Annotated in this window: 17 protein-coding genes; 7 read left to right on the top strand and 10 right to left on the bottom strand. The window is 67.5% G+C overall.

The window, feature by feature from the left end:
* Positions 1-99 precede the first annotated feature (99 nt).
* Positions 100-1,524, top strand: a complete 1,425-nt coding sequence (locus tag ACOABP_RS27160) for an aldehyde dehydrogenase family protein (protein WP_474228839.1) — start codon at positions 100-102, stop codon at positions 1,522-1,524.
* Positions 1,525-1,597: 73 nt separating this feature from the next.
* Here the strand turns inward: ACOABP_RS27160 and ACOABP_RS27155 are convergent, their stop codons facing one another.
* Complete coding sequence (locus ACOABP_RS27155; RefSeq protein WP_474228837.1) at positions 1,598-2,479, bottom strand: class I SAM-dependent methyltransferase; 882 nt, start codon at positions 2,477-2,479, stop codon at positions 1,598-1,600.
* A 330-nt stretch (positions 2,480-2,809) separates the two neighbouring features.
* Positions 2,810-3,874, bottom strand: coding sequence for a VWA domain-containing protein (locus ACOABP_RS27150; protein ID WP_474228836.1), 1,065 nt, complete (start codon positions 3,872-3,874; stop codon positions 2,810-2,812).
* Between the two features lie 72 nt (positions 3,875-3,946).
* Here ACOABP_RS27150 and ACOABP_RS27145 point away from each other — a divergent pair, with 72 nt between their 5' ends.
* Genes ACOABP_RS27145 through ACOABP_RS27130 form a run of 4 tightly spaced genes read left to right on the top strand, consistent with a single transcriptional unit; the run spans position 3,947 to position 7,954 of the window.
* Positions 3,947-4,888: a S1C family serine protease gene (locus ACOABP_RS27145; RefSeq protein WP_474228835.1), complete on the top strand. Its 942-nt coding sequence runs from the start codon at positions 3,947-3,949 to the stop codon at positions 4,886-4,888.
* A 12-nt stretch (positions 4,889-4,900) separates the two neighbouring features.
* Positions 4,901-5,914, top strand: coding sequence for an AAA family ATPase (locus ACOABP_RS27140; RefSeq protein ID WP_474228834.1), 1,014 nt, complete (start codon positions 4,901-4,903; stop codon positions 5,912-5,914).
* Positions 5,892-6,887 (top strand): DUF58 domain-containing protein, encoded by a 996-nt coding sequence (locus ACOABP_RS27135; RefSeq protein ID WP_474228833.1) that lies wholly within the window; start codon positions 5,892-5,894, stop codon positions 6,885-6,887. Before ACOABP_RS27140 ends, ACOABP_RS27135 begins: the two co-directional genes overlap by 23 nt.
* Positions 6,884-7,954, top strand: a complete 1,071-nt coding sequence (locus tag ACOABP_RS27130; protein ID WP_474228831.1) for a VWA domain-containing protein — start codon at positions 6,884-6,886, stop codon at positions 7,952-7,954. The genes ACOABP_RS27135 and ACOABP_RS27130 overlap by 4 nt, the downstream gene beginning before the upstream one ends.
* A 21-nt stretch (positions 7,955-7,975) precedes the next feature.
* On the opposite strand, the gene ACOABP_RS27125 is transcribed toward ACOABP_RS27130, so the two are convergent.
* From ACOABP_RS27125 to ACOABP_RS27115, 3 genes are all read right to left on the bottom strand, one after another.
* Positions 7,976-8,449 (bottom strand): PaaI family thioesterase, encoded by a 474-nt coding sequence (locus tag ACOABP_RS27125; RefSeq protein ID WP_474228830.1) that lies wholly within the window; start codon positions 8,447-8,449, stop codon positions 7,976-7,978.
* A 121-nt stretch (positions 8,450-8,570) separates the two neighbouring features.
* Positions 8,571-9,812 carry a GGDEF domain-containing protein gene (locus tag ACOABP_RS27120; protein ID WP_474228828.1) on the bottom strand — a complete coding sequence of 414 codons (1,242 nt, stop codon included), beginning with the start codon at positions 9,810-9,812 and terminating at the stop codon, positions 8,571-8,573.
* Between the two features lie 229 nt (positions 9,813-10,041).
* Positions 10,042-10,815, bottom strand: a complete 774-nt coding sequence (locus ACOABP_RS27115) for an IclR family transcriptional regulator (RefSeq protein ID WP_474228827.1) — start codon at positions 10,813-10,815, stop codon at positions 10,042-10,044.
* Between the two features lie 199 nt (positions 10,816-11,014).
* Between ACOABP_RS27115 and ACOABP_RS27110 the strand changes: the two genes are divergently transcribed.
* Entirely contained in the window at positions 11,015-12,241 is a 1,227-nt protein-coding gene (locus ACOABP_RS27110) for an MFS transporter (protein ID WP_474228826.1), read from the top strand.
* On the opposite strand, the gene ACOABP_RS27105 is transcribed toward ACOABP_RS27110, so the two are convergent.
* The 5 genes from ACOABP_RS27105 to ACOABP_RS27085 all read right to left on the bottom strand — a co-directional run bounded on the left by ACOABP_RS27105 (position 12,242) and on the right by ACOABP_RS27085 (position 16,787).
* Positions 12,242-13,009 carry a class I SAM-dependent methyltransferase gene (locus ACOABP_RS27105; protein ID WP_474228824.1) on the bottom strand — a complete coding sequence of 256 codons (768 nt, stop codon included), beginning with the start codon at positions 13,007-13,009 and terminating at the stop codon, positions 12,242-12,244.
* A gap of 73 nt (positions 13,010-13,082) precedes the next feature.
* Positions 13,083-13,952, bottom strand: coding sequence for an ABC transporter permease (locus ACOABP_RS27100; protein ID WP_474228823.1), 870 nt, complete (start codon positions 13,950-13,952; stop codon positions 13,083-13,085).
* Positions 13,953-13,972: 20 nt separating this feature from the next.
* Positions 13,973-14,827 (bottom strand): ABC transporter ATP-binding protein, encoded by an 855-nt coding sequence (locus ACOABP_RS27095; protein ID WP_474228821.1) that lies wholly within the window; start codon positions 14,825-14,827, stop codon positions 13,973-13,975.
* Between the two features lies 1 nt (position 14,828).
* Positions 14,829-15,866, bottom strand: coding sequence for an ABC transporter substrate-binding protein (locus ACOABP_RS27090; protein WP_474228820.1), 1,038 nt, complete (start codon positions 15,864-15,866; stop codon positions 14,829-14,831).
* 42 nt (positions 15,867-15,908) lie between these two features.
* The gene (locus ACOABP_RS27085) at positions 15,909-16,787 is read right to left on the bottom strand and encodes a TauD/TfdA dioxygenase family protein (protein ID WP_474228818.1); all 879 of its coding nucleotides are present in this window, start codon (positions 16,785-16,787) and stop codon (positions 15,909-15,911) included.
* A gap of 208 nt (positions 16,788-16,995) precedes the next feature.
* Here ACOABP_RS27085 and ACOABP_RS27080 point away from each other — a divergent pair, with 208 nt between their 5' ends.
* Positions 16,996-17,979: an aliphatic sulfonate ABC transporter substrate-binding protein gene (locus ACOABP_RS27080; protein ID WP_474228817.1), complete on the top strand. Its 984-nt coding sequence runs from the start codon at positions 16,996-16,998 to the stop codon at positions 17,977-17,979.
* Positions 17,980-18,032: the final 53 nt, after the last annotated feature.

Genomic DNA, 18,032 nt, shown 5'->3' with positions numbered 1-18,032 from the left:
GTTCGATTCTGTTTAACGATACATAAACGATTGTATGGCTAGTCAACGCAATGCGCGGCCTCTATCTTGATGACAACGCCAACCGCTTTCTCATACACCATGCATCGCATCGACCAGATCTACATCGACGGCGCCTTTGTCACGCCGCACGGCGACGAGCCGTTCGCCCTGTTCAACCCGGCCACCGGGTCGGTCATCGGCCACGTCCGGCTGGCCGACGAGGTGGATGCCGCCCACGCCGTGGCCGCCGCCAGACGCGCCTTTCCGGCGTTCTCGCGCACCACCGCGCGCGAGCGCATCGACATGCTCCTGCGCATGCACGCCGCCGTGCTGGCGCGCGAAGACGATCTGCTGGATGCTATCGTCGAGGAATACGGGGCGCCGGCGTCGCGCGCCTGCTGGATGGCCCGGCACGCCAGCGAAGTACTGCGCGATGCCGCCGGCGTGCTGGAACGCTATGCGTTCACGCGGCGCATGGGCACCGCCGAGGTGGTCATGCAGCCGCTGGGCGTAGCCGGGCTGATTACGCCATGGAACAACGATGCCGGCTTTATCACCGGCAAGCTGGCGGCGGCGCTGGCCGCCGGCTGCACGGCTGTGGTCAAGCCCAGCGAGATGAGCGCGCTGCAGACGCGCGTAGTGACCGAAGCGCTGCACGCGGCGGGATTGCCGCCGGGCGTATTCAATATCGTCACCGGCCGGGGCGACACGGTGGGCACGGCTATCAGCACCCATCCCGACGTGGCAAAGCTGTCATTTACCGGATCGACGGCAGTGGGCAAGCAGATCCTGCGCACGGCGGCGGAATCGCTCAAGCGCACCACCCTGGAACTGGGCGGCAAGTCGCCGGTGATCGTGCTCGACGATGCCGACTTCGGCCAGGACGTTCCGCTGACCCTGCAAGCGGGCTTCATGAACAGCGGGCAGGCCTGCATCGCCGGCACGCGCATCCTGGTGCCACAGGCACGGCTGGCCGAATTCGAGGCCCGCATGCTGTCGGCCATGGCCGGCATCCGCGCAGGCGACCCGCACGACCCCGCCACGACCATCGGCCCGATGGTCAGCCAGAAACAGTGGGATCGCGTGCAACGCTATATCGGCATCGGTATCGACGAAGGTGCCCGCGTACTGGCCGGCGGGCCGGGCCGTCCAGAGGGCATCGAGGCAGGCTGGTTCGTCCGGCCCACCGTGTTCAGCGATGTGACCAACGACATGACCATCGCCCGCGAGGAAATCTTCGGGCCGGTGCTGTCGATCCTGACCTACCGCGATACCGACGAAGCGATCGCGATCGCCAACGACACGCCCTACGGACTGCAGGCCTACGTCATGTCCGGCGATGTGGCGCGGGCGCGCGACGTGGCATCGCGCATCGAAGCCGGCCGCGTGCTGGTGAACACCGTCACGCACGATCCGGCCGCACCGTTCGGCGGTTTCAAGCAGTCGGGCATCGGCCGCGAGTACGGAACGTTCGGGCTCGAAGCGTTCCTGGAGCCGAAGGCCGTGCTGGGCGTGGCGGCCTGACCGGCACCGCCTCCGCTGCCATGCCGCGCCGGGGCGCCAATCCCGGTGGCGGCGAGCGCCGCCGGGCGCCGCGCTATTTATTGGCTGCCTGGTCGGGCGCCCGGGCCACGCAGAACAGGCTCATCGCCGCCTGCGGGGTGCCCGGCTTGATGCCCGACAGACGCTGCGCCATGCGCATTTTCAGTGGCGCCCGGCCGATCTGCCCCTCGAACACTTCGGCTCCCACGAAATGATTGTGTGGAAGCACCCTCACCTGCCATCCGTGCGGCTCCAGCACACCACGCAGAAAGGCCTCGGTCACGCCGTCGCCGGGGCGGTGATGCAATTCCGTCGCCAGCGCCCAGTACTGCTCGTTGTCGGCGGCGGCATGGCCTCCGCGCTTGAGCCAGCGGTAGATCGGCACGCGCAGCCGCCACATCAGCATGGCCACGCCACGGAAATTCCAGGCGGTGAACTGGGGATCATGGTCGGTGACCAGCACCCCGCCCGGCTTGACCAGCCGCGCGGCTTCGGCCAGCACGGCAGCCATGTCGTCGCAGTGGTGCAGCGACCCGTTGATGGCCACGATATCGGCAATGCCCGACGCCAGCGGCATGTCGTGCGCATCGGCCTGCAGCGGGACATATCCCACCGTCACCGCTCGCTGAAGGCTGCCTTCCGCGACATCGACACCAATGGCCACATGCGGCGTGCCACCCAGCGTGGCCAGCACGTTGCCGGGGCCGCAGCCGACATCCACGAGCACCTTTCCATCGAGAGGGCCCGTGACCGCGTGCCATCGCTCGCGCCATTGGGCATAGCGATGGACGCTGACGAGCCAGTCGTCCATCCATTTGGGATGGCTGAAATAGTGGGCATTGGCGCGCATGCCGCGCGTGTAGCAGATCGGGGCCCGGGGGAACCAGCCGGCCTGCACGGAGGCGCCCGCCTTCAGATAGGGCTGCAGGCGCTGCATGTAATCGTGGCCCCGGCGGTCTCGTTCTTCATGAAGCGGCAGTGGCTTGGCCGCTGGTGGGTCGACGGCCGCCGCGGGTTCCGGCCAGGCACGTGCAAGCGTATCGGACTGCTCCATATCACCCCCAACAAAGACGAAAAAAAGCCATTCCCAGTGCCGCGCTGGTGCGCGGTCATTGGCAGGGAATTCTGGGTATGGGACCAGGCGGCACGTGTCATGACACGGCCGTTTGAAGCATTAAGGGAACGTTAACAGCATTGCCGCAGCGCAGCAGTGTCCGAAAAGCTGCAATTAGTGTGTATTTGGTGTGCTAGCACACATAACTCGGGGTCAGCGACGGAACCAGAGTATGGAAAGTGCACCCGCCGCCACCAACAGCAGGCCCGCGATTGCCGCGAACAGCGCGCCGATCTCGGTCTCCCTGCGCTCCAGCGCAAAGCGTGCGGTCAGTTGACGGTAGACCCGGCTCAGGTCGGCGGCCGAGCCCGCCTGGAAATATTCCCCGCCCGTGAGATTGGCTACGGCGCGCAGGGCCGGTTCGTCGAGTTGCATGAAGTAGGACAGCACCGGCTCGCCCGCCACCCCGCCCTGCGTCGATCCGAAGCCCACCGTATAGACGCGCACACCACGCTGTGCCGCCATGCGCGCCGCATCGAGCGGGTCTGGGCCGGTGGTGCGCCGCCCATCGCTGAGCAGGATCACCGCCCCGTGGCGGTACGAGCCCGGCTGCACCGGCGGCCGTTCCTTTGCGCGCTTGCGCGCGGCGTCTGCCGCCGCGGCTTCGTCCAGTGACGTGGCCGGCCGCCCGATCAGCGGCGAGCCATCGTTGAACAGCACGGCTTCGAGGTCGATGCCGTCATCGGGAAACAATACGGCCAACGCTTGAATCAGGCCGCTGCCGGTGGCGGTGCCGCGCTGGAGCTGGAAGCGGTCCAGCGCGTCGAGCATGTCCTGGCGGTTATCTGTCGGCGACAGCACTTCGGCAGCGGTGGCGGCAAACGACACGATGCCCAGCCGCACGCTCGACGGCAGGCCCACCACCAGGTCGCGTGCCGCCTGCTGGGCCGCAGCGATGCGCGTGGGGGCAACGTCGGTGGCCTCCATGCTGCGCGAGACATCCATCGCCAGCACCAGCGTGATCGTGTCGGAAGGCAGCGTGATGGTGGCGCTGGGCCGCGCGCAGGCCAGCAAGGCGGCGCCCAATGCAAGCAGGAACAGCGCAGGAGGAATGTGGCGCCGCAGACGCTGGCCGGGACCCAGCGCGGCGCGCGGCAATGCAAGGCTGGCATAGAGCAGGGCTGCCTTCTTGCGCCGTGCAATCAGATACACGTAGGCAGCTGCCAGCAGTGGGAGCAAAAGCAGCAGCCAGAGCATTTGCGGCCAGAGAAACTGCATGCCCTGCTCCTTGGCGCGTGAGTAAGAGGATGGTACTGTATTTTTTAAGGCGTGACGGAACCGGGGGCTGCGATGAAACGGGTGACGATCTACGGGTTGGTTTCAGTGGCCGTCGTCCTGGTATTCGCGGCAGGCGCATCTGTCTCGTGGCTGTCGCAGCCGCCGCCGCGCAAGCTCACGCAGGCCGACATCGACGCCGCCGTACTGCACACGCTGCAGACCAAGACCCTGCCATCCCAGGCCGCGCGGGCCGCCGAGTCCATCCGCGAATCGGTGGTCGAGATCCGCAGCTTCGCGCCGGAAAAGGCACCCGAGCCTCCGCCCGCCGCCAAGGCCAAACGCGATCCGCCGGACGCAAGATCGAAGTCCGCGCAAAAATCCGCACAGAAGCCCGCACCGAACGCCAGCCCCCAGCGCGATGAAGCTGCCGCGACCGATCCGCCCCGGCGCAGCGAGCAGCCCGAAGCCAGGTCGGAAGCCCGCCACATCGGCTCCGGCGTGGTGGTGACCGAAACCGGCACCATCATCACGAACTATCACGTGGTGGCCGACGCCAGCCGCCTGGAGGTCACGTTCCACAACGGCCAGACGTCGGAAGCATCGCTGCTGCAGGCGATGCCCGAGAAAGACCTTGCCATCGTGCAGCCGAAATCGATCCCCGACGATCTCCCGGCCGCCACGCTCGGATCCAGCCAGAACCTTGCGCCAGGCATGGAGGTGGTGGCGGTGGGCTTTCCGTTCGGCATCGGCCCATCGGTGTCGGCCGGGGTGATTTCCGGGCTCGACCGGCAGTTCGTGTCGCCGGATCGCAAGCAGAAGCTCGACAAGCTGATCCAGTTCGATGCGGCGGCCAATCCTGGCAATTCGGGCGGTCCGCTGGTGAACATGAACGGCGAGGTGGTGGGCATCGTCACCGCCATCCTCAACCCCAATCCGAGCGGCACATTTCTCGGCATCGGCTTTGCCATCACGATAGAAAGTGCCGGCATGGCCCTTGGATCATCTCCCTTCTAGACGCGGAGGCCCATGAACGATCAAGCCCGCGGCGCCATCGACAGCGCCAACCTGATGGAACGCCTGCTGTACGAGGTGAAACGCGTGGTGGTGGGACAGGACCACTTTCTCGAACGGGTGCTCGTGGCCATGCTGGCCGGCGGGCACCTGCTGGTGGAAGGCGTGCCCGGCCTGGCCAAGACGCTCACGGTCAACACGCTGGCACGGACCATGAGCGGATCGTTCAAGCGCATCCAGTTCACGCCCGACCTGCTGCCCGCCGACCTGATCGGCACCCGCATGTACAACCAGGGCACCGGTGAGTTCTCCACGGTGCGCGGACCGGTCTTCGCCCACCTGTTGCTGGCCGACGAGATCAACCGCGCGCCGGCCAAGGTGCAGAGCGCACTGCTGGAAGTGATGCAGGAGAAGCAGGTGACGATTGCCGGCGAGACGCATCCGGTGCCAACACCCTTCCTGGTCATGGCCACCCAGAACCCGATCGAGACCGAAGGCACCTATCCGCTGCCGGAAGCTCAGGTCGACCGCTTCATGATGAAGGTGCTGGTGGGCTATCCCAGCGAGGAAGAAGAGGTCGTGATCGTCAACCGCGTAACCGGCCCGCGCATCAGCGTGAGCCCGATCGCCACGCCAGAGCATCTGGCCGGGCTGCAGGAGGAGTGCCGCAAGGTGTACGTGGATCCGGGCCTGATCCAGTACGCGGTGCGCGTGGTGGCGGCCACGCGCAAGCCTGCCAGCCACGGGCTGGACGACCTCGAGCGCTACGTGTCGTTCGGGGCCAGCCCGCGCGCCACCATCGGCCTGATCGAAGGGGCGCGTGCGCTGGCCTACCTGCGCGGCCGCGACTACGCACTGCCCGAGGACGTGACCGACCTGGTGCCCGACGTGCTGCGCCATCGCATCGTGCTGTCTTACGAGGCGATCTCCGATGCGGTGACCGCCGACCAGCTGATTGCCCGCATCCTGCAGGCGCTACCGGTGCCGGAACGGCCCATGGAATCCCATGTTCGGGCGGCTGCGCGCTAGGCGCCAGGGCGGCCCGGTAGCCGTCGTTCCCGGCGACGGCGTGGCGCGCGTGGGCACCAGCCAGACCGACGCGCTGCTGCGCCGGCTGGAATGGACCGTGGTACGGCGGCTCGACGGCCTGCTGCAGGGCGACTACCGCACGCTGTTTCGCGGCTTCGGGCTGGACCTGGCGGACCTGCGCGAATACCACCCCGGCGACGATGTGCGCCATATCGACTGGAATGTGACGGCGCGACTGCAGACGCCGCATGTGCGCGAGTACCAGGAGGATCGCGAGGTGGCGGTCTGGTTCCTGCTGGATCTCAGCGCGTCGGTCGACTTCGGGTCCGGCACCGTGCGCAAGCGCGACCTGCTGGCCGATTTCGTCACGGTGATGGCGCTGCTGCTGACGCGCTACGGCAATCGCGTGGGTACCGTGTTGTACGGCGGTGCCGCCGATGCCACGGCCCTGGTGGTGCCGGCGCGCGCCGGCCGCCGCCACCTGATGCACCTGCTGGACCGCATGCATGCCACGCCGGCCGCCTCGCCGGGCGATACGCGCCTGCGCGACCTGCTGGAGCGCGCACGGACCGTCGCGAAACGCCGCTCGGTAATGTTCGTCGTCTCCGATTTCATCAGCGCACCGGGCTGGCAGGCGTCGATGGCGATGCTGGCGCGGCGCCACGAAGTGGTGGCCGTGCGGCTGGTCGATCCGCTGGAGCTGGCCTTGCCCGACATGGGCGTGGTGGTGATGCAGGACGCCGAAACCGGCGAGCAGATGGTGGTCGATACACACGACAAGGGCTTCCGCAAGCGCTTTGCCGCCATTGCCGAGGCCCGCGAGGCCGAGTTGCAACTGGGCTTCACGCGGGCCGGCGTCGATTGCCTGACCCTGTCGACCGACACCCGGCTGGATCTCGCGCTACTGCAGTTCGCACGCCAGCGCAGCCGGCGCCTGGGCACGGTACGCGACCCTGCCAGGGGCATCGCATGATCGATGCCCTGACCCGGCTCCCGGTGCTGAGCTTCCTGTGGCCCGCCATGCTCTGGCTGCTGGCGCTCGTGCTGCTGCTTGGCGCGGGATACATGTGGCTTGACGTTCGCCGGCGCCGGGCCGCCGCGCACTATCCCGCCTTGCGCGTGGCCGGCGTGGCCGGGGCGCGTGCGACGGGCAAGGCCGTGGCGAACTGGCGCCGTCATGTGGCGCCCGTGCTGGCCCTGCTGGCGCTGACCGCCCTGATCGTAGCCATCGCGCGGCCCCAGGCGGTGATGGTGCTGCCGTCGCGCATCGAAACGGTGGTGCTGGTGATCGACCTGTCGGGCAGCATGCGCGCGCAGGACGTCAAGCCCAGCCGCCTGCGCGCGGCGCAGGGCGCGGCCAAGGTGCTGCTCGACGCGCAGCCGGCCGGCGTCAGCACGGGGGTTGTGGCAATGGCCGGTACCGCGGCCGTGGCGCAGGCACCCAGCCGCCACAAGGACGACGTGGCCGCCGCCATCGACAAGCTGCAGCCCCAGGGCGGCACGGCGCTGGGCAACGGCCTGCTGATTGCGCTGACGACACTGATGCCGCAACTGACCGAGGAAGCGGCACAACTGATGAACGAGGACGCCACCTTTCAGAAATCGATGCCGGGCGATACCGATGAGACCGTGGCGCCGGGCTCCTATACATCGGGGGCCATCGTGCTGTTCTCCGACGGCGAGAGCAATGCCGGACCCGCCGCCCTGCAGGCCGCCCAGCTTGCCGCCGACCACGGGGTGCGCATCTACACCGTGGGCGTGGGCACCACCGAGGGCGTGGTGCTGAAGGCCGACGGCATGTCGGCCCGCGTCAGGCTCGACGAACAGGTGCTGAAGCAGGTAGCCGATGCCACCGGCGCCGAGTACTTCCGCCTGGAAGACGCGTCGCGGCTCAAGACCGTGTACCGCGCCATCAACGCCAGGCTGGCCTACGGCAAGCGCGACCAGATCGAGGTCACCGCGTTCTTTGCAGCGCTGGGGGCATTGCTGGCGACCTGCGCGGGGCTGCTGTCGCTGTGGTGGTTCGGGCGCGTGCTGTAGCGGCAACGCCCCCCTGCCCCGCTAGCGCGGCTGCAGCACCAGCAGCGTGGACGTGCCGTGCGCCAGCACGCGGCCCGAGGCGTCGGTCACGCGGCAATCAGCGGTGATGATCTGCCGGCCCTGCGTGATCACGCGGCCTTCGGCACGCACCCGCCCGGTGTCGGGCTTGATGGCACGCGAGAAATTGCCCTTGGTTTCCACGGTGGTGTAGCCCGTACCGGCCGGCAACACGGAGTTGGCCGCGCATCCCGTGGCGCTATCGATCAGCGTCAGGGCCCAGCCGCCATGCACGGTGCCCATCGGATTGCACAGGTGCGGGCCTGGCTCGCCTTCGAAGGCGGCAAACCCGTCGCCCACTTCCACCAGCCAGAATCCCAGCGCCTGGCCGATCGGCGGCTGCGGCAGCCGCCCGTCGACGATGGCCTCCAGCACGGCCTTGCCGGTCATGCCTGCGATGTCGGCCGGGCTCGCCACGCCATAGTGATAGTCGGTCACGCACGTCTCCTGATTCTTGTATTGGGTGCGATGATAATGGCGATTGCTTGCGCTTGCGCTTGCGTGCCTTGCCCCGGGAGCCGCTCGACGAAGGAAGGCCGGGCCTGTAGTCAGCTGGTGATCAGGCCGCAGTGATGCAGTCCTGCTCGGCCTGGACGGCGGGCTCGGCGTCTTCGTCGGGCCGCATGCTCGAGCCCAGCACGAACTGGTCGCGGCCGCGCGTCTTTGCCATGTAGAGCGCGCGATCCGCTTCGGCGAACAGGTTGCGCCAGAGGCCATCGCGGCTCGACGGCCCGCCGTGCAGCTGCGCCACGCCGATGCTGACGCTGGCATGCCCGCAACCGGGGCCGTCGCCATCGGGCAAGGCAATCGCCCTGACCTTGCGCAGGATACGGTTGGCAAGCGCCGTGGCCTGGTGTTCGTCGGTATGGGGACAGAGGATGCAGAATTCCTCGCCGCCGTAGCGCGCGGCAATATCCGACGCTCGCCGCGAGTTGTCGAGTGCGGCGGCGATGTCGCGCAGCACCTGGTCGCCGGCATGGTGGCCGTGCCGGTCGTTGACACGCTTGAAATGGTCGACGTCGATCACCAGGCACGACAGCGGATCGCCGTCGCGCTGCCAGCGTGCCACCAGGCCGATGGCGGTCATGTCCAGCGCCCCGCGGTTCAGCAGGCCGGTCAGCGCATCGAGGCGCGCGCCGCTTTCGTTACGGGCGATGATCTGTTCCATCGCCATCAGGCTGAAACCGAACAGGCCCAGCAGCACGGCTACCATCGGCGCCAGCGGCCAGACCGACGCGCTGGTCTGCAGGAAGAACGGCGTGATCGCCAGCCCCTTGAACGCCGCGCCGTAGCTCAGCGCCGCCACCTGGGATCCAAGCAGAACGAGATGGGATGCCAGCACCAGCGGACCGCCGATGCTGGTGCGGCCGCGCCGGCTGCGCAGCATCGTGACAATGGTGCTGAACGAGATCATGGCGAGCATGCCGTACGCCAGGCCATGCAGCAGCAGCCGCCCGTCGGACAGACCGGACATCAGCACCAGCAGTACCAGCGTGACCAGTCCGATGACGCGCAACGGCAGCGCCCGGTCAGCCAGGCCGTAATAGACGCGCACGCCGCGATAGATGGTCAGCCGGCCGATCAGGTAGGCGCCAGCACCCAGCGCGGAAAGCTGCAGCGAATCGCCAGCGGTGCTGGCGGCCACCACCAGGCCGGCACCGGACGCCACCACATGCCCCACGGCCCACAGGCGCCCCGCCTCGCTGGCGCGCAGCGCGAGCACCAGCCCTGCCGCCATGACCAGCGTGCTGGAGAAAACCACCATCATGACGACCAGAATGGTCTGCTGAGCCAGGTGCACGGGAATGGTTTCCTCTTAAAGCTACCGGGGGCGGCTGCCGTTATCCACGTTAACCCTTGCTGGGTGACCCGACGTGAAGAACGGGGATTGAAACGCCGCGACGGGATACGAAGCGGCGAAAGGACGCATCATAGCCCGCACACCGGCCGGGGCGCACCCCCGGCAAGCCGGGTACTCGGCCCATTTTTGCAATGGTTTGCAAAGCGCGGAAAACCGCCAGGCGGAATGCTCAGTCGTCCGGCTGCGGGGTGACTGTCACCGATCCGGCGCTGGCCGGCCTGACGTCCGGGAACGTGCCGCCCATCGCCAGCGTCAACGCGCGGGCGGCATCCAGCACCTGATCTCGGAAAGCCTCGCTGAAACGCGGCGTCGGGCAGGTCAGCGTCAGCGCCCCCTTCAGTTCGCCACCGGGGCCGAATACCGGCGACGACACGCCAGCGATATCGGGGCTGCGGTCGCCCACCATCGCAATCACGCCTTCGTCGCGAATCCGCTGGTAGATCTCGCCGCGTGCCCCGGCAAAGGCGCGCAGCACGCGTCCGCCCGAGCCACGGTTGCGCGGCAGCAGATCGCCGGCGCGGATATGGTCGCGCACCGGCTGTGGCGAATCCACGCGATACAGGCACAGGCGGTGCTCGCCCTGCTCGACGTGGAACGCGGCCGATTCCCGCGTCACGCGCACCAGTTCGCGCAGCGCCGGCACCACCACCTGCTCCAGCGAGAACGACGCCGCATAGACCGCGTTAAGCCGGGCCACTTCCGAGCCCAGCGCGTAGCGGCCATCGGGCAGCCGCTGGATCAGCCGCGCGTGTTCCAGCGAAGCCAGCAGCCGCAGCAGCGTGCTCTTGTACAGGCCACTGCGCTGGGCCAGCTCTGCCAGGCCCAGCGAGGTGTCGCCCTCGCGGAACACCGACAGCACGAACAGCGCCCGGTCAACGGCAATCGCACCGCCATCGGCGGCGTTCTTGTCGGCTTCGGAGAGCTGGGCGGCTTTGCGTGGCATGGTCGGGCGGGCGGGACGGCCAATTGGAACGGGCGTCCACCGTATAGAACGCCCCCGGTGTTGTCAATGCGACCACAGCCGCGCACCAATGCCCGACACGATTGCGGCAATGCCGGTATGATGGCGCCTTCCGGGTTTTCCCTATGTCGTCGTACCAGGCGATCCGGGGCCCGGCCAACCCGCGCCTCCTGAATCACCCATGTCCGCCCCGAGCCATTCCTCGGTCACACCTTCGCATGGCGAATCCGCCACCGACAATGTGACCCGCCGTATCCTTGCCGTCGTTTTCTTCAACTTCATCGCCTATCTGGCGGTGGGCCTGCCGATTGCCGTGGTGCCGGGCTTTGTCCATGGCGACCTGGGCTACAGCGCCGTGCTGGCCGGCCTGGCGGTCAGCATCCAGTACCTGGCAACCCTGATGAGCCGCCCCTGGGCCGGCACGCTGTGCGATACGCAAGGCCCGAAGCGCTCGGTGCTGACCGGGCTGGCGCTGGTCACGGGCAGCGGCGTGCTGACGCTGGTGGCCTCGCTGTTCGCCGGCAGCGACTGGATCGGCCTGGCCTGGCTGCTGGCGGGACGCCTGATGCTGGGCGCAGGCGAAAGCCTGGTCACGACGGGCACCATCGCGTGGGGCATCGGCAGCGCCGGAGCACGGCATACCGCCAAGGTCATCTCGTGGAATGGCATCACCACCTACGGCGCACTGGCCGTGGGCGCGCCGGTTGGCGTGGTGCTGGCCAAATGGGGCGGCCTGGGCACGATCGGCGTGGTCACCACGCTGATTGCCGGCGCGTCGCTGCTGCTGGCGCGCCGCCGCCCGCCGGTGCCGGTGCTCAAGGGCGACCGCCTGCCGTTCCGCAGCGTCTTCCGCGCCATGACGCCGTTCGGCCTGTGCCTGGCACTGGGCTCGGTCGGCTTTGGGGTGATCACGGCGTTCATCACGCTCTACTACAACAGCAAGGGGTGGGATCACGCCGCGCTGGCGCTGACGGCACTGGGCACCTGCTTCGTGCTGACGCGCCTGGTGATGGCCGATGCCATCTCGCGGTTTGGCGGCTACGCCGTGGCGCTGGTGTCGTTTGCCGTGGAAGCCGCCGGCCTGGGCATCATCTGGATGGCCCACGCCCCGTGGCAGGCCCTGGCGGGTGCCGCCGTGGTCGGCTTTGGCTTCTCGCTGGTGTTTCCGGCGCTGGGCATGGAAGCGGTCAAGCGCGTGCCAGCCACCAACCGCGGCTCGGCGCTGGGCGCCTACGCCCTGTTCCTTGATTTCGCGCTGGGCCTGACCGGCCCGGTGGCCGGCTTTATCGCCGCGCAAGGCGACTATCCGGCCGTCTACCTGTTTGCCGCGGTGAGCGCAGTGCTGGCGCTGGTACTGAGCCAGCTGCTGGCCGCGCGGTATCGCGACCAGCTGGCGCCGGCCACCTGATTACAGCCGTTCGCAGCAATACGCCTCGGTGCTGTAGGGGAACGACACCTCGTCGTGGCCCCGCAGCGCCGGATCGGCGTCGATCACCGCGTGCAGGCGCGCACGCACAGCGTCCTGCTCGGGCTGAGGCAACGACGCGATAAAGCTGACCGACATCACGCGGTCGACAATCACCTGCTCAGGCGAGCCGGTATGCGTATAGGGGAAGCGCGTCAGGCCAAGCGGGCCGAAGCCATCGGCCGGGAAGACCTTCTTCCAGTCGCCCTTGTAGAAGCGCGGCGCATCGCCCTCGTAGGGCGTCATGATCTCGGTCAGCCTGGCAACCCAGCCTACCGATTCGTCGCGCACATTCCAGATCAAGCCAAGGCGCCCGCCCGGTTTCAGCACGCGGGCGATTTCCTGCATCGCGGCGGGATTGGCAAACCAGTGAAACGCCTGCGCGCAGACCACGGCGTCCACGCTGGCATCGGGCAATGACATCGACTCCGCGCTGCCCTGTACGGCACGCACCTCCGGCAGCCTGGCCGAAAGCTGGGCGCGCATCGCGTCGACCGGCTCCACGGCGATCACGCTGGCACCGGTGGGCAGCAGCAGGCGCGTGAACTTGCCCGTGCCGGCGCCCAGGTCAACCACGGTTTTGCCGGGCGCCAGCCCTAGCGTGTCGCGCAGCCAGGTGCCGAGTTCGGCAGGATAGTCGGGACGCCCGCGGGCGTAGGTATCGGCCTGGGTCGAGAAGCCCTGGGCCGCAGCATGATGGATCGTCGTCATGACCCCGCACGATACGCCGGCAGCGTGACATCGACAAGTCCTGCCGCCGCACACCCCGGCCCCGGGGGTTGCATCAGTGCTGCAGGCCCCAGCGGCGCACCGTCAGGCGTTCCAGCGTGGTGAACACCAACCCCTCTACGGCCAGCCCGATCAGGATCACCGTCGCCAGGCCGGCGAAGACACGGTCGGTATAAAGCTCGTTGCGGTTCTGAAAAATGTACCAGCCCAGTCCGCCCTTGCCCGACGACGCGCCAAACACGAGTTCGGCCGCGATCAGCGTGCGCCAGGCAAACGCCCAGCCGATCTTGAGACCCGACAGGATGGCCGGCAGCGCCGCCGGCACCAGGATCAGCACCACGTAGCGCAAGCCTCGCAGCCCATAGTTGCGGCCCGCCATGCGCAGCGTTTCGGGCACGCCACGAAACCCGGCATAGGTGTTCAGGGCCAGCGGCCACAGTACCGAATGGACCAGCACGAACACCAGGCTTCCGGTGCCCAGGCCAAACCACAGCAAGGCCAGCGGCAGCAGCGCGATGGCCGGCAGCGGGTTGAACATCGCCGTCAGCGTATCGAGCAGATCGCGCCCGATGCGCGTCGACACCGCCACCGTGGTCAGCACAAACGCCAGCACGATGCCGGCCGCGTAGCCCTGCAGCAGGATCGACAGCGACACCACGGCCTTGCCGGGCAGTTCGCCACTGGCAATGGCGTCGACGAAGGCGCGCGCGGTGGACAGGAACGTTGGCAGCAACAGATCGTTGTCCTGCACGCGGGCGACAACTTCCCAGGCCACGGCCAGCACCAGCAGGATGGCAGCCTTGCGCAGCCAGCCCTGCTGCCACAGCTGCCGGTACCACGGCAGCGCACGGGACAGCGGCACGGCCGTAAAGGGTTCGAGTACGCGCTCGTATTCGGGGCGCAGGGGCGGGAGGATCGTCGACATGGTTCAGGCGATGGGGGCGTTCAGTGCGTGGCAGCGTGGCGGGCGTGGCCCGGCGTGGGGCCCGGCTCGGCCGGTGTATCGAACAGCATGGCGTGGATTCGCTGCGCCGCCTGCTGGAATTCCAAGCTGCCCTGGCTGGCAAGCGAGAACTGGTGGCTGTTCAGCTCGGCGCGCACGCGGCCCGGATGCGGCGACAGCAGCAGGATGCGGCTGCCGACGACCAGCGCCTCTTCGATCGAATGGGTCACGAACAGCAGCGTGAACGCGGCTTCGTCCCACAGCGCCAGCAGTTCTTCCTGCATGCGCCGGCGGGTGAGCGCGTCCAGCGCGGCAAACGGCTCGTCCATCAGCAGCACCTTGGGCCGGGTTGCCAGCGCGCGGGCAATGGCCACGCGCTGCTTCATGCCGCCGGACAGCGTATGCGGATAGGCATCGGCAAAGCCAGCCAGGCCAACCTTGTCCAGAAAATGCATGGCGACGTCGCTGGCCTCCGCCTTCGACAGGCCACGTGCCTGGCGCAGCGGAAACATCACGTTCTGCCTGACGGTCTTCCACGGCGGCAGCTGGTCGAACTCCTGGAACACGACGATGCGGTCAGGGCCCGGCGCCTGCACGCGCTGGCCTTCCAGCCGGATCTCGCCCTCGGCCGGCGGCACAAAGCCGGCCACCGCCTTGAGCAGCGTCGACTTGCCGCAGCCGGACGGCCCCAGCAGCACGAAACGGTCCGACGCATGCACGTCGAAGCTCACGCGGTGCGTGGCACGCACCACGCGCGTGGGCGTACGGTATTCGAGCGATACGCCATCCACCTGCAGCAGCGGCTGCGGATGAGGTACCACGCGCAGGTGAGGATTGCCGTGATTGCCGTCAGCCATGTCAGCTCCCCTGCGCGGTGGCCGGGTCCTGGAAGAAGTAGTCCTGCCAGGATGCCGGGCGGTTCTTGATGGCGCCCACGCGATGCATGAAATCGGCCAGCGGATAGGTGTTCTGCGGCGTGACCTTGAACTGCACCTGCGGGTTCTTGAGGATCTTCACCAGCAGCGCGCGATCGATTTTCGCCTTGTTCACGCGGATGTAGAGGTCGGCGGCGGCTTCGGGGTCCCTGGTCGCGAACGCGGCGGCCTCGGTCAGCGCATCGACAAACGCCCGATAGGTCTTGGGGTTCTCGTTGCGGAATTTCTCGGTGGCGTACAGCACCGTGGCCGAGCTTGGGCCGCCGAGCACGTCATACGAGTTCAGCACGATGCGCGCATTCGGGTTGCCGGCCAGTTCCTGTTCCTGGAACGGCGGGTTGCCAAAGTGGCCAGTGATCTCGGTGCCGCCCGCGATGATCGCCGCGGCGGCGTCGGGGTGCGGCACGGCCACGGTCCATTTGTCGAGCCGGTTGAACTCCTTGTCGCCCCACTGCCTGGCCGCCGCAAACTGCAGCACGCGCGACTGCACCGACACGGTCACCGCCGGCAGCGCAATGCGGTCCTTGTCCGAGAAATCGGCAATCGACTTCACCTTGGGATTGTTCGAGACCAGGTAGTACGGAAAGTTGCCCAGCGATGCCACGCCCTTCACGTTCTGGCGGCCGTGCGTGCGGTCCCATAGCGTCAGCAACGGGCCCACGCCGGCACCGGCGATATCGATGGCACCGGACAGCAGCGCGTCGTTGACCGCCGACCCACCCGACAGCTGCGTCCATTCCACCTTGACGTCAACGCCCTGCTGCTTGCCGTGTTTCTCGATCAGCTGCTGGTCACGCGCTACATTCAACAGCAGGTAGACCACGCCAAACTGCTCGGCAATGCGGATTTTTCCCTCCGCGTGCGCGGTGCCGGTCAAAGCCAGACCGGCGGTCAGGACGGCCAGCGTGGCACGGCGGGCAAAGGGGGTGGCAAACGATAGAACTGACTTGCGGACTGACATGCAAAAGACTCCGGGGACGCTGGAATTGAATTGGGAACAGACTTAGAACGGCGTATCGCCTTCGATCGTGGTGCGAAACATCACGCGGCGCAGGTGGTCGGGCGTACCTGCCGCCAGATGCAGCAGCGAGCGGTTGTCCCAGAACACCAGGTCGTGCTGGCGCCACTGGTGGCGATAGACGTACTCGGGCTGCACGCTGTGCGCGAACAGCGCGTCGAGCAGCGCACGGCTTTCGTCGTCGGGCAGGCCGACAATCTTCGTCGTGAAATGCTCGCTGACGAACAGCGCGCGGCGACCGGTCTCAGGATGAGTGCGCACTACCGGATGCACCACGGGCTTGACCTGCGCGATCTGCTCCGGCGTCAGGTTCGGCCGCCACGGGCTGCGCTTCTGCAGTTCGGCGTAGCGTGCCAGGTAGGTGTGCTCGGCGGTCAGCCCTTCGATCTTCTGCTTCAACGCCGCCGGCAGCCCATCGTATGCGGCGTGCATGTTGGCAAAGAGCGTGTCGCCGCCTTCGGGCGGCAGTTCGATGGCATGGAGCAGCGACCCCAGGCTCGGCGTTTCCTTGTACGACAGGTCCGAGTGCCAGAAGTGGCCCGCGTCGCCAAGCCCGATCGGCTTGCCGTCCTTCAGCACGTTGGACACGATCAGGATTTCAGGGTGATCGGCCAGCTGGAACTGGTGCAGCACGTGGATCTGCAGCGGGCCAAAGCGTCGGCTGAACGCAATCTGCTGGGCCGGTGTGATGCGCTGGTCGCGAAACACCACCACGTGGTGATCCAGGTGAGCGCGATGGATGCGCTGGAAGTCCTCGGCGGACAGGGGCTGGTCGAGATCGAGCCCGATCACTTCCGCACCGAGTGCGGCATCCAGCGGTCGGATCTCGAAATCCTGCGCGGTATCTACGGCGGCAAACGTCATGGCAATTCATGGCCTTGGGGGAAGCACAAGCCTTGCACTCTAGGGAGCCTCGATGCCGCACACAACGAATCAAATCGCGCGCCGTTATGCGGCCAGCGCATATGGGTGCCGTGGCGCAGCTTCCGCATAAGCAAGCGCACTTTCCTTCGTTCCCGTGCCGTGCCGCGTTCCTTACGCTGACAGATTGGTTATTTCGAAGGAAGCCGCAATGTCATCCCCCAACACCACCCGCCGGCGCATCGTGCTGGGCGGCATGGCCAGCCTGGGCGCCGCCATCGCGCCTGCCATCACGTCAACCGCAGCGCTGGCCGCCGACACGCCCGAGACGCTGCGCATCGGCTACCAGAAGTCGTCGACGCTGATGATCTGGCTGAAGTCGCGGCAGGTACTGGAGCAGGCACTGGCGTCGCGCAAGGTCAGCGTGCAATGGCACGAATTCACGTCGGGGCTGCCGCTGCTGGAATCGCTCAATGTCGGCAACCTGGACCTGACCGCGGACGTGGCCGATGCCGTGCCGCCGTTCGCGCTGGCTGCCGGGGCCAGCATGACGTACTACGCCATCGAATCGCCATCGCCCAACGCGCAGGCCATCGTGGTGCGGCACGCTTCGTCGATCCGCTCGGTCGCGCAGCTCAAGGGCCAGCGCGTGGCGTTCTCGAAGGGTGCCGGTGCGCACTACCTGCTGCTGGAAGCATTGAATGAAGCGGGCCTGTCGATGCGCGACATCGAACCCGCGTACCTGACACCGGCCGATGCCCGTGCGGCGTTCGAGCGCGGCAGCGTGGCCGCCTGGGTGATCTGGGACCCGTTCCTGGCAGCGGTGCAGCGCCAGGCCAATGCGCGCATCCTGCGCGACGGTGCGAAGCTGTCGAGCTACCGGCGCTTCTATCTTGCCGCCACCCCGTACGCCAAACGCCGGCCCGACGTGCTGGCCACGGTCTATGGCGAACTGCGGCGCGCGGGCGAATGGGTCAAGGCCAACCCCGCCGAGGCCGCCGCATGGCATGCGCCGCTGATCGGCCTTGACGCGGCCACTGTCGAAGCCGCCAACGCACGCCGCACCTACCAGGTACAGCCCGTGGACGCCGCCGCGCTCGACGAACAGCAGCGCATCGCCGATGCGTTCGCCAGCCAGGCCATCCTGCCGCGCAAGGTCACCGTGGCCGCATCGCCGGTGTGGAAGCCGGCGTAAATGGAGTGAAGTTTCTCCCCTCTCCGCCGGAGAGGCGAGACAACTGTCAAGCT

It is taken from the genome of Cupriavidus sp. HE11, from assembly GCF_056097175.1.
Note: the sequence above shows the minus strand (reverse complement) of the source record. Positions and strands in the feature narration are given on the sequence as shown.